The sequence below is a fragment of the Paraburkholderia phenoliruptrix genome, from assembly GCF_902859825.1.
GTDB lineage: Bacteria > Pseudomonadota > Gammaproteobacteria > Burkholderiales > Burkholderiaceae > Paraburkholderia > Paraburkholderia phenoliruptrix.
The window spans coordinates 360,861-373,197 of the sequence record NZ_CADIKB010000001.1 but is presented as its reverse complement, the minus strand read 5'-3'; the positions used below and the strand labels follow the sequence as shown (position 1 = coordinate 373,197).

At 62.1% G+C, this 12,337-nt stretch carries 10 protein-coding genes; 5 read left to right on the top strand and 5 right to left on the bottom strand.

Annotated features, from left to right (window positions below; all coding sequences use genetic code 11):
• Nucleotides 1–103 precede the first annotated feature (103 nt).
• The 5 genes from HV711_RS01720 to HV711_RS01700 form a co-directional block, all read right to left on the bottom strand.
• On the bottom strand, nucleotides 104–955 hold the full coding sequence (locus tag HV711_RS01720) for a carbohydrate ABC transporter permease (protein WP_035480283.1): 852 nt from the start codon (nucleotides 953–955) through the stop codon (nucleotides 104–106).
• Nucleotides 956–964: 9 nt separating this feature from the next.
• Entirely contained in the window at nucleotides 965–1,945 is a 981-nt protein-coding gene (locus HV711_RS01715) for a carbohydrate ABC transporter permease (RefSeq protein ID WP_175144963.1), read from the bottom strand.
• 52 nt (nucleotides 1,946–1,997) lie between these two features.
• Nucleotides 1,998–3,251 carry an ABC transporter substrate-binding protein gene (locus tag HV711_RS01710; RefSeq protein WP_028360756.1) on the bottom strand — a complete coding sequence of 418 codons (1,254 nt, stop codon included), beginning with the start codon at nucleotides 3,249–3,251 and terminating at the stop codon, nucleotides 1,998–2,000.
• A gap of 89 nt (nucleotides 3,252–3,340) precedes the next feature.
• Complete coding sequence (locus tag HV711_RS01705; protein ID WP_035480281.1) at nucleotides 3,341–5,326, bottom strand: beta-galactosidase; 1,986 nt, start codon at nucleotides 5,324–5,326, stop codon at nucleotides 3,341–3,343.
• Nucleotides 5,327–5,337: 11 nt separating this feature from the next.
• The gene (locus HV711_RS01700) at nucleotides 5,338–6,489 is read right to left on the bottom strand and encodes an ABC transporter ATP-binding protein (protein WP_035480279.1); all 1,152 of its coding nucleotides are present in this window, start codon (nucleotides 6,487–6,489) and stop codon (nucleotides 5,338–5,340) included.
• A gap of 190 nt (nucleotides 6,490–6,679) precedes the next feature.
• On the opposite strand from HV711_RS01700, the gene HV711_RS01695 reads away from it, so the two are divergent.
• From HV711_RS01695 to HV711_RS01675, 5 genes are all read left to right on the top strand, one after another.
• Nucleotides 6,680–7,711 carry a LacI family DNA-binding transcriptional regulator gene (locus HV711_RS01695; protein WP_035480278.1) on the top strand — a complete coding sequence of 344 codons (1,032 nt, stop codon included), beginning with the start codon at nucleotides 6,680–6,682 and terminating at the stop codon, nucleotides 7,709–7,711.
• A 398-nt stretch (nucleotides 7,712–8,109) separates the two neighbouring features.
• Nucleotides 8,110–9,114, top strand: a complete 1,005-nt coding sequence (locus tag HV711_RS01690; protein ID WP_014972144.1) for a sugar ABC transporter substrate-binding protein — start codon at nucleotides 8,110–8,112, stop codon at nucleotides 9,112–9,114.
• An 87-nt stretch (nucleotides 9,115–9,201) separates the two neighbouring features.
• Nucleotides 9,202–10,188 carry an ABC transporter permease gene (locus HV711_RS01685; protein WP_013590610.1) on the top strand — a complete coding sequence of 329 codons (987 nt, stop codon included), beginning with the start codon at nucleotides 9,202–9,204 and terminating at the stop codon, nucleotides 10,186–10,188.
• Nucleotides 10,189–10,275: 87 nt separating this feature from the next.
• On the top strand, nucleotides 10,276–11,073 hold the full coding sequence (locus tag HV711_RS01680) for an ATP-binding cassette domain-containing protein (protein WP_013590611.1): 798 nt from the start codon (nucleotides 10,276–10,278) through the stop codon (nucleotides 11,071–11,073).
• 30 nt (nucleotides 11,074–11,103) lie between these two features.
• A complete protein-coding gene (locus HV711_RS01675; protein ID WP_035480277.1) occupies nucleotides 11,104–12,330 on the top strand; it encodes an ROK family transcriptional regulator in 1,227 nt (408 codons plus the stop codon).
• Nucleotides 12,331–12,337: the final 7 nt, after the last annotated feature.

Below are 12,337 nucleotides of genomic sequence, written 5' to 3'. Positions count from 1 at the left end.
CAGCGGCGCAAACGTTTGCCATTCGTGCCGGCAAGGCAGCGCGCGCCTTGCGGACTTTCCATTCTGTTAGCGGCGGCTCGCACGGTGCGAGCCGCCGACCGCTTCAACCCTTCGTCGCGCCGAACGTCAAGCCTGCGACGAAGTGCTTCTGCATCGCAAAGAACATCGCCACCGAGGGCAACGCCGCGAGGATGGACCCGGCGGACACGAGATTCCACGCGGTCGTCCATTGTCCCTTCAATGCAGCGACACCGACGGTAATCGGCGCGGCGTCGTCGCCTTGCGTCAGACACAACGCCCAGAAGTAGTCATTCCAGACGAATGTGAACACCAGAATTGCCAGCGCAGCGAGAGCGGGGCGAATGAGCGGCAATATAATCTTGAAGAACACCGTCCATTCATTCGCACCTTCTATTCGCGCTGCCTCTACCAGTTCGAACGGCAACTGCTTGATGAAGTTGCGCAGGAAAAGTGCGCAAAAGCCCGTTTGAAAGGAAATATGAAAGAGAATGAGCGCACTGACCGTATTGAACAGCCCGAGTTGCAGCGACAGATCTCGCACCGGAATCATCAATACCTGGACCGGCACGAAATTGCCCGCGACGAAGGTGGCGAACAGCGAGGAGTTGCCGCGAAAGCGATAGATCGCCAGTGCGAAGCCGGCCATTGCCGCGAGTGCAATCGAACCGACTACCGCCGGCACCGTAATCAGCACGCTATTCCAGAAGTAATGCAGCATCGGCGAAGTGGTAAGCGCCTCGCGATAGTTGTCGAATAGCGCGAAGTGCTTCGGCCAGCCCCAGTAGTTGCCCTCGCTGAGCTCTTCAGTGGAGCGCACGGAGGTGACGAGCACGGCGATCATCGGCAAAAGCCAGATCAGCAATGCAATCGGCAAGGTCAGTTTGTAGACGCGGCGCGAGGCCGGTTTCCATTTGTCGATTGGAACGGGAAACATGGTCGCTCCTTATTGCTCGGCGCGCAGCATCCGCCGCAGATGATAGACGATGTACACCAGCATGATGCCGAACAGCACGACAGCAATTGCCGCCGAATAACCGATGCGGTAGTACTTGATGGCCTGGTCGTACATGTAATAGGCGAGTACCGTCGAGCTCTCGAATGGCCCGCCGCCCGTCATCACGGAGATAAGGTCGAAACTGCGCAACGCGCCGATAATCGTGACAACGATTGCCATGAAGGTGGTCGGCCGCAATTGCGGGAGAATGACGTGCCACAGCATTGACCAGCCGCGCGCGCCTTCCATGCGCGCCGCCTCGATCTGCTCGGCATTGAGCGACGTGAGACCGGTCAGATAAAGAATCATGCAATAGGCGGTTTGCGGCCACAGTGCGGCGAATACGATGCCGAGGGTCGCATAGCGCGGATCGCCGAGTACCGGCACGCCGTGGCCGAGAATCATCGCGAGCAGGCCGAAGGTCGGGTCGTAGAACCACGAGAAGATCAGTCCGACGACTACGCCCGACAATACGAACGGTGCAAAGAAAAGCGATTTGACGATGCGAATGCCGGCCACCGCCTGGTTCAGATACAGCGCGACGGCGAGTCCCATCGGCGGCGCGAGCAGGAACAGCAGCAGCCAGATCAGGTTGTTCTTCAGCGCCGTGTAGAAGGTCTGCGCATTGAAGAGCTCGACGTAATTGGCGAGGCCGACGAACGTCGGCTCCGTCATGCCGTCCCAGTTGAAGAAGCTCAGGCGTATTGTCGAGAGGATCGGCCAGATCACATAAACGGCCACCATCACGCAGGCGGGTGCGAGAAACAGAAACGCGGCACGCCGTTGGCGCCGCGCCGTGGGCGAAGGACGGCGCCCACGCGCACGCGCATTGGGCGCATGTGCACCCGCCGCGCCGCCCGAGGCGGGCAAGCCCGTACCGCCTGGTTCAACGGATCCGCCCACTGTGTGACGGGTAACGGAATGCGACAAGATAATCCTCCAGCGGAAACAACAGTAGACGGCCTCGCGACCGTCCCCTTCCTTACTTCTTATAGATCCGCTTGCGCGTCTGCTCAAGCTGCGCGAGCACGCTGTCCAGTTTCGACGGATCGGAGATGAACTGCTGCATCCCCTTCATGCCTTCATCGGCCATTTCCTTCGTCATGTCGCGATCGTAGAACTGCGCAATGCCGCCCTTCGTATTCGCGAGAATCTGGAAGCCGATCTTCGAAATGGGATCTTCCGGCTCCGGCGACTTGCTGTTCGCCGACAGCGAGCCAAGCCCCGTGGCCAGCTTCGCACCGATCTCCGGCGTCTCGACGAACGCGAGGAACGTATGAGCGTCCGCCTTGTTTTTTGCTTTCGACGGGATATGCAGCGATTCGACCGGCCCGTCTTCGGCAGTCGGCACATTCGCGTCGATAATGGGGAACTGGAAGTAGCCCATTTCAGGCTTCACGTTTGCCGGAAAGCCTCCGGTAATGAACGTGCCCATCAGCATCATGGCGGCCTTGCCCTGGAACAGGAACGGCTGCACTGCATCAAGATCGTAGGAGAGCGAATTGTCGATGAAATAACCTGCGTCGATCAGTTGCTTCCACGTCGTATAAACCTTCTTCACGCGCGGATCGGTATACGCAATCTCGCCCGCCATCAGCTTCTGGTGGAATGCATTGCCGTTCAGACGCAAGTCGAGGTAGTCGAACCAGCCGGCGAGCGTCCATGCATCGCGGCCGGCCACGGCAATCGGCGCAATGCCGGCGGCCTTCAGCTTCTTGCAGTCGTCGAGAAATTGGTCCCACGTTGTCGGTTCGCCTGAAATGCCGACTTTCTGGAACAGATCCTTGCGATAGAACATACCCCACGAGTAGTACACGGTGGGCGCGGCATATTGCTTGCCCTTATACGAGGACGCTTCCTTCGTCGACGCATACATGTCGTTCCAGCCGTTCTTCGCCCAGTCCCCGCTCAGGTCTTCGAAGAGGCCGCGCTGCGCGTAATAGGCCATGCGCTCGCCGTCATGCCAGTTGACGATATCCGGAGCGACCGTCGAGAGCCAGCCGGGCAATTGCACTTTGTACGCTTCTTCGTCGATAAACGACACCTTCACGTCGATGCCGGGATGCGCCTTCTTGAAGTCGTCCACGACCGACTGCCAGACCGCGCGCTGGCTTGCACCCTTGAACGCAATGTTGGCGGTCAACGTGCCGGCCTGCGCAGTGCTCACGGCGGACGTTCCAAGCGCAGCCGCAGCGAGCGCGAGTGTCAGCAGAACCTTGCGTGGTTTCATTTTCATGCTACCTGTCTCCTTTATTCCTTGATTTTGCGTCGTTGTCGTTACTGCATGGAATTCCGGCTTGCCAACCGCCGTGCTACCCGCGCTGGTCATTTCGATCGATACACTGCCACGCCCTGCGGTTCCACCTCACGCGAGCCAATCACGAACGCGTCGTCTGCTACGCCGGCAATGGTGTGGGTGGACTCGCCGTAGTTGAACACGTAGCTCAGCGCACCGCGCCGGCTGATACGCACGCTATCGCCAAGCGCTATCGTCTCGATGCCCGCCTGCTGCGCGATTTGCGCAAAGAGCCGCACCGTCAATGCATCGTCGAAGAGGCTCGCGAAGTAGTGAAACGCACCGCTTCGCACATACGCCGGGTGCCCGTCGGCGAAACGCGCGAGCACGTCGAGCGGATTCGCGTCGTGACTTTCGACGAAATCGCGCCAGTGCCGTGCGACGCCATGCCCCGAGCCCGAGTCCTGCACACCGGCAAGATGCACGGCTTCGGTCACGTTAGGCCGCATCGATTCGACGCGCCATACGCGCAGCGGTAACACATCGGCGAGCGCGCCCGGCGGAAGGTTCGCCGGAATCTGCAAGTCCGGCGTCTTCGAACCGCTGCGTGGACCGACGACGACCTGCGCGCCCGAGCGTGCAAGACGCGCTGCAAGCTCCGTCGGCACAACCGGCAGCGGCGGCACGACGATCAGGCTGTAGCCGTCGAGCGGCGCGTCGACCGGCACGACATCGACATCGAGGCCTAGCGCGCGCAGCGCCGAGTAGTACTCGAAGGCAAAGCGCGGGTAATGAAAATCCGCGCCCTGCGGATGAATCTCGAACAGCCACTTCGCTTCGTAGTCGTAGACGAGCGCAACCTTCGAACGGATGACCGCGTCCGCATCGGCGTTTGCCGCGAGCACGGTACCGATTTCTTCGGCCACTTGCGACGCTTCGCTCCCCCCCACGTCGAGGCGATTATCGGGCGTATTCAGACCCGCATGCATCTGCTCCTGCGCGAACGGCGCCTGACGCCAGCGGAAATACGACACACAGCCCGCGCCGTGCGCGAACGCCTCCCAGCTCCACAAACGCACCATGCCCGGCAGCGGCGCGGGATTCCACATGGCCCAGTTCACCGGGCCCGGCTGCTGCTCCATGACCCAGAACGGCAGCTTCGACATGCCGCGATACACGTCGTGATTGAACGACGCAAAGTCGGGGTGACCGCTGCGTAGCCAGCGCGCCTTCACTTCGGGCGCGAACCATTGCTCTTCCAGTGCGCCGAGCGGATAGCTGTCCCAGGCAGCGACGTCGAGATCGGCCGCCACCTTGTAGTGATCGAACTCGGTGAAAAGCTGCATGAAGTTGTGCGCGACCGGGCGTCCCGGCGAATGAGCGCGGATGATCTCGACCTGCATGCGGTTATAGCGCGCCACTTCGTCCGACGCAAAACGCCGGTAGTCGAGCCGGTGCGAAGGATGCGCTTCGGTAACCGTAGCAACCGGCGCGTCGATTTCGTCGAAGCCGCGGTACTCCATGCTCCAGAAAACGGTACCCCACGCACGGTTCAATGCGTCGACCGTTTTATAGCGCGCCTTCAGCCACTCGCGAAAACGCCCCACCGCTGCCGGTGAATAGCTGACCACCGTGTGATGGCAACCGAACTCATTATCGGTCTGCCAGTAAGCCACGGCCGGGTGCTTGCCGTAACGCTCTGCAATCGCCGTGCAGATCTTCTGCGAAGCCGCGAAGTACGACGGCGACGAAAAATCATAATGGCGTCGCGAACCGAACGCGCGCGGGCGGCCATCGGCGCCGATCGGCAAGATGTCCGGATGACGGTCGATCAGCCACTTGGGCGGCGTCGCGGTCGGCGTGCACATCACGACCTTCAAACCGGCTGCGCCGAGCACGTCGATCGCGCGATCGAGCCACGCCCAATCGTATTCGCCGGGCGTCGGTTCGATGCGGCTCCACGCGAACTCGGCAATGCGCACCTGCTCGATGCCGAGTGCTTTCATCCGGCGCGCGTCGTCTTCCCACATCGACTCTGGCCAGTGTTCCGGGTAATAGCAGACTCCAAGGCGCATCCGAATGTCCTTTAGGCGTAGTGTTCGACGGATTCGAGCGAAGCGGCGGCAAAGCCGTCTTCGGTAAACAAATGCGTGGCGTGGCGGGGCACGCGCAGGTGCGCGCGGTCCCCCGGCGCGAGGTGCGTATTGCCCGGCGCTTTCGCGATCAGCGCGGCGCCGCCGGGCTGATCGAGATGCACATAGCTGTGTTCGCCGAGCTGTTCGACAAGCGAGACGGTACGTGTGAGCACTGCGTCATCGTGAGAAGCCGAGGTCTGAACGAATTCGAGGTGCTCGGGCCGCACGCCCAGCGTGACGGCTTGAGCCACCTCGAGCGCGGCGCCGTCCACCGGCACACGCACGTTTTCCTGCGTGGCATCAAGGGTGACGATCACGCCTTGCGGGTCGACCGAAGCAACGCGTCCCGGCAAAAAGTTCATACGCGGCGAACCGATAAAGCCGGCCACAAAGCGGCTCTTCGGACGGTGGTACAACTCGAGCGGCGCGCCGATCTGCGCGATGCTGCCGTAACGCTCGGTATCTTTGCCCGCGTGCAGCAACACGATCTTGTCCGCGAGCGTCATGGCCTCGATCTGATCGTGCGTGACATACACCACGCTCGCCTTCGCAAACTGCTTATGCAGACGCGCGATTTCAATGCGAGTCTGCCCGCGCAGTGTGGCGTCGAGATTGGAGAGCGGTTCGTCGAACAGAAACACGCCGGGTTCGCGCACGATTGCGCGGCCGATTGCAACGCGTTGACGCTGACCGCCGGACAAGGCTTTCGGTTTGCGTTCGAGCAGCGCTTCCAGTTGCAAAATGCGCGCGGCTTCCTGCACCTTGCGCTCGATTTCTTCCTTCGACGTTTTGGCGAGCTTCAGTCCGAATGCCATGTTCTCGAACACGGTCATGTGCGGAAAGAGCGCGTAGCTCTGAAACACCATCGCCACGCCGCGCTGTGCCGCCGGCACGTCGTTCATGATCTTGCCGCCGATGGATAGGTCGCCGTCGGTCACATCCTCGAGTCCGGCAATCATGCGCAGCAATGTGGACTTGCCGCAGCCGGAGGGTCCGAGAAAAACGCAGAATTCGTTTTCGCCGATGTCCAGATCGACGTCGCGAATCACCGGCGCGCCGTCGCCATACGCTTTCTGCACGCCTCTTAACGAAATGCTCGCCATTGCATCGACTCCGTGATTTAATCGGCTCGACGATGGAGATTAAGCGCTTAATCAGCGTGACCGAAAAAATCGATCGCATGCGATCGTCGGTCCCTGCCTGTCTCCATGTCGTTTTGTCTGTGCGACAGATGGTGCCGCGCCTTGTGCTTTGATGCAAATGCCGGGTAACCATCCCAAATAATGAAGAGACATGCCCACACTTAGCGAAGTCGCGCGCCATGCCGGCGTCACGCCCGCCACCGTATCCAACGTGCTGCGCAATCGCGGCCGCGTGGGAGAGACGACGCGCCAGCGCGTGCTGGAAGCCGTGGATGCCCTCGGCTACCGGCCGCATCTTGCGGCCCGCGCGCTGGCCGAAGGCCGCGCGCCCACGCTCGCCCTGATGGTATCGAGCATCGCCAATCCGTTCTATCCGGAGTTCGCGCTCGCCGTCGAACGCGCGGCGCGCGCGAGCGGCAACTTCGTGATCATCTGCAATACTAACGATGATCCCGCGACCGGCCGCGCGTACCTGGATCAGATTGCCGGCACGCTGTCGGAAGGCGTGCTCGTGACGAACGCCAACCTGCACTTCGCCGACCTTCACGTCACCGAATCACGCGGCACGCCGGTAGTTTTGTGCATGTGGGAGCGGCCCAACGAGCCGCCGGGACTGCCCTGTGTCGCCGTGGATTTTCGTCTTGCCGGCGAGTTGGCAGGCAAGCATCTGCTCGAACTGGGACATCGGCGGATTGGGGCGATTGTCGGCAGCAAGGTGTCGGGCATCCATGCCACACGTTACGAGGGTTTCGTCGACGCGCTGCGCGCGGCCGGCGTGCGAAAAAACCGCGTCAAACATGCAGCGGATACGATCCACGGCGGCTATACCGCGGCGCGCGCGTTGCTCGAAGCCGATCCGCAACTCACCGCCATCTTCGCGACCAACGACCTGCCCGCTCTCGGCGCGATGCATGCGGCCGCGGACCTGGGCCTCTCGGTCCCGACAGATCTCTCCGTGATCGGCATCACCGATATTCAGCTCGCGCGCGATTCGCGGCCCGCATTGACCACCGTCGCCGTGCCGACCGTCGAAGCGGCCGGGCTCGCGGTGTCGCTGCTGCGCGAACTGGTCGAGTCGTCGTATGGACACGCGCGGCGCGGCAAGACCAAAGTGCCGATGCGCATTTCGTCGGCCCCAAAACTGGTGGTGCGAGCGTCGACTGACCTGCCGCGTTCACGCTGAGACTCGGGCGCACTGCCCGCTTTCAAAGACGGCCAGAAAGTGTGATCCGGCGGGCCAACGTATGCCGCTTGCCTTTCACGCGACTTTCACCTCAGCCAGGACTTTCCCCAATCCGCGGCGCCGCGCGCTGCATCGCACTAGCGGCTGACAGCCCTGCTCCATAAGGCTTTGCGCACTTGCGCATGGTTCGCTGCACTCACACGCTCGCCGACGAGTTTCCTTGACGAGCTGCGCCGCGCCTGCTGTACTAAATCAACCAAAGTGATTTAGGCGGCGTCTTTCGGTCTTGCGTTATCTGTCCGAATCGGCCGCGATCCAGGTTGCGCCCGCGCAGCGTTCGCGTGTGCCACCGCCCAGCAGTTCAAAAACGTCATTGCCAATAATCGGAGGAGCGTCCCATGAATCTGAATTCCCGCAGGGTTCCTGCCACCAGGAAGATTGTCTCGCTGTGCGTCGCGGCCTCGGCGCTCTGGTGCGCGAGCGCGAGCCAGGCAGCCGACCAGCCGGTCGTCGGCCTCATCACGAAGACCGACACTAACCCGTTCTTCGTGAAGATGAAGCAAGGCGCCGAAGCCGCCGCGTCGAAAGACGGCGCGAAACTGATGACCGCTGCGGGCCGGTTCGACGGCGATAACGCGAGCCAGGTCACTGCGATCGAAAACATGATGACGGCGGGCGCCAAAGCGATTCTGATCACGCCGAGCGACACGAAGGCAATCGTGCCGAGCATCAAGAAAGCGCGCGCTGCCGGCGTGATGGTCGTCGCGCTCGACACGCCGACGGATCCGCAAGACGCCACCGACGCCCTCTTCGCCACCGACAACTTCAAAGCCGGCGTGCTGATCGGCAAATACGCGAAGGCCGCGCTGAACGGCAAGCCTGCAAAGATCGCAACGCTCGACCTTGCGCCTGGCGTATCGGTCGGCGTGCTGCGCCATAACGGCTTTCTCGAAGGCTTCGGCGTGAAAGAAGGCGACCCGTCCATCGTCTGCAGCCAGGACACGCGCGGGGATCAGGCAAAGGGGCAGACGGCGATGGAGAACTGTCTGCAGAAAGCGTCGGACATCAACGTCGTCTACACGATCAACGAACCGGCGGCTGCGGGCGCGTACCGCGCGCTGAAAGCAGCGGGCAAGGACAAGAGCGTGATGATCGTCTCGATCGACGGCGGCTGTGAAGGCGTGCGCAATGTGAAGGCCGGTGCGATTGCGGCAACCTCACAGCAGTATCCGTTGAAAATGGCGTCGCTCGGCGTGACGGCCGGCGTCGATTACGCGAAGACCGGCAAGAAGGTGTCGGGCTACCAGGACACGGGCGTGACGCTGATCACGGACAAACCGATGTCCGGCATCGACAGCAAGGACACCAAATTCGGCCTCGACAACTGCTGGGGCAACAAGTAACGCGCATTGTATGGCGGCCCGCGTGCCGGGCCGCCGTATGTTTCGCCGCGTGGCAACGGCTACGCTCCTGTCTCGAGGACATCCATCATGTCGACTCCATCCGCACCCGCAGGCCATCAGCGCCATTTTTCAGACCGCCTGCCCTCGCTCGCCGAAGCCGGGCCGCTCGTTGCGCTCGTACTGGCCTGCGCATTTTTTATTTCGCAGAGCAACCGGTTTCTCTCGTTCCAGAACCTCTCGCTGATCCTGCAGCAGACGATGGTCGTCGCGGTCATCGCAATCGGTCAGACACTGATCGTGCTGACAGGCGGCATCGATCTTTCGTGCGGCATGGTGATGGCGTTCGGCTCCATCATCATGACGAAGTTCGCCGTCACGCTGGGCCTGCCGCCCGTCGTCGCGATTCTGTGCGGCATCGGCGCAAGCACATTGTTCGGCGTACTGAACGGCGTGCTGATCACGCGCATCAAGCTGCCGGCATTTATCGTCACGCTCGGCACGCTGAACATTGCGTTCGCGCTGACGCAGATCTATTCGAATGCGGAAAGCGTGTCGAATCTGCCGGACGCCATCATGTTCTTCGGCAACACGTTCAAGCTCGGTCCCGCCGATGTCACCTACGGCACGGTCCTCACCTTGCTGATGTATCTGGCCACATGGTTCGTGTTGCGCGACACGGTCCCCGGACGGCACCTGTATGCGCTCGGCAATAACGCCGAGGCCGCGCGGCTGATGGGTTTGTCGTCGCAGAAAATACTGTTGACCGTCTACACGCTGGCGGGCGCGATCTACGGCATTGCAGCGCTGCTGTCGGTATCGCGTACCGGCGTGGGCGACCCGCAAGCAGGCCAGACGGAGAATCTCGACAGCATCACCGCGGTGGTGCTCGGCGGCACCAGTCTTTTCGGCGGACGCGGTTCGATCTCCGGCACGCTGCTCGGCGCGCTGATTGTCGGCGTGTTTCGCAACGGCCTGACTCTCATCGGCGTTTCTTCGGTCTACCAGGTGTTGATTACCGGCATGCTGGTGATTCTCGCGGTGGCCGCGGACAAACTTTCTCATCGCCGCGGTTAAGCACTGGACCGCAACCATCTTGCATGCGGCCCGAGCGAGCGTGTCTGGACGACACCAGGCGCCCGCTCAGGCTGACAGGAGCCCGTCATGTCGACAACAACTTCCGCTTCTGCCCCGCAGCCGGTTCTCCAGGCGCGTGGGCTCGTCAAACGTTATGGCAACGTCACTGCACTCGACGGCTGTGACTTCGAGGTGCTGCCCGGCGAAATTCTCGCTGTGATTGGAGACAACGGCGCAGGCAAATCGTCGTTGATCAAGGCGCTTTCGGGCGCGACCGTTCCTGACGAAGGCGACATCCTGCTCGACGGTAAGCCCGTCAAATTCCGCAGCCCGCTCGATGCGCGCGCGCAAGGCATCGAAACGGTATATCAGGAACTCGCGGTCGCGCCGGCCATGAGCATCGCCGAAAACCTCTTTCTCGCGCGCGAATTGCTGAAGCCCGGCTGGCGCGGCTCGATCTTCAAGATGATCGACAAACGCCGCATGCTCGAAGAAGCGACTGCGCATATGAAGGATCTGCAGATCGGCATTCGCTCGATGCGCCAGGCCGTCGAAACTCTTTCCGGCGGTCAGCGTCAAGGCGTCGCCGTCGCGCGTAGCGCGGCGTTCGCGCGGCATGTCGTGATTCTCGACGAGCCGACCGCCGCGCTCGGCGTGAAGGAAGGCAACATGGTGCTCGAACTGATTCGCCGTGTGCGCGACCGGGGACTGCCCGTCATTCTCATCAGTCACAATATGCCCCATGTGTTCGAGGTCGCGGACCGCATTCACATTCAGCGCCTCGGCCGGCGCGCCGCGCTTGTCAATACGAAAGACGTGCACATGTCGGAGGCCGTTGCGATCATGACGGGTGCAAAAGAAGCCGACGTCAAGGCGATTGCATGATGCAGTCACTTCACTGAGGGACCCGCGACCATGGATACCACGGGCATGCGCCCGTCGCTCAAACGCACCGTCGGCTCCAACCAGGTCGGCATGCGGCAATTCAACGAACGCATCGTGCTGCAGGCGATCCGTTTGCATGGGCCGCTGCCTAAAGCCGACGTGGGCCGCCTCACGCGTCTGTCGATGCAGACCGTGTCGATGATCGTCGATCGTCTGATCGACGACGGCCTGCTGGAAAAGCAGGCTCGTGTGCGCGGACGGATCGGCCAGCCGTCGGTGCCCATTGCGTTGCGCGCAGACGGCGCCTACACGATCGGCATCAAGGTGGGGCGCCGCAGTCTCGACGTGCTGGCGATGGATTTCGCGGGCCGCGTCGTCTGCCGCGACGTGTTCGAATACCCTTACCCCGATCCGCGCACGCTCTTTCCCGCGCTGGAAAGCAAGCTCGCGCGCGTCAATCAGACGCTCGGTGAGAACGCGAGCAAGGTAGTCGGCGTTGGCGTGGCCGCGCCGCTCTGGCTCGGCGGATGGCGCGACTTCCTCGGCGCGCCGCCCGACGCGCTCGACGCATGGTATGAAATCGACCTGCGCTCGCGTATCGCGACCATGACGGGCCTGCCGGTGGAATTTGCAAAGGACACCACCGCAGCCTGTGCCGCCGAACTCGTCATGGGCCAGGGCCGCGGCATCCACAATTTCCTGTATCTGTTCGTCGGCACCTTTATCGGCGGCGGACTTGTCATCGACGGCCGCTTGCATGGCGGTCCGCACGATAACGCCGGCGCAGTCGGCTCGATTCCGCTGCGCGAAAGCAGCGCACGCAAGCCCGCGCGGCAACTGCTGCATGCGGCGTCGGGCTTCGTGCTGGAACGTCTGCTGAGCGAAGCAGGCAAACCGCCCGCCGCCGCGCACGATCATCGCGCGCTGTTGCCGGACATGTGGCGGCATACCGAGGAATGGCTCGACAGCGCATGTCCGGCGATTGCCAGCGCGCTCATCAATGCGGCCGCGTTGCTCGATCTCGAAGCGGTAGTGATCGACGGCGAGCTCGACCGGCAAATGGTGCGCGAAATCATTCGCCGCACGGAGCGCGTGCTCGACCGGTTCGAGTGGGAAGGAATGGTGCGTCCGCAACTATTGGAAGGGGCAATCGGCGCGGACGCGCGTGCCATGGGCGGCGCGATCCTGCCGCTCTATGCGCACTTCGCACCGGTGCATGAACTCTTTCTGAAGCCGGCGACCGAGCCGGCCTATTGATTCACAA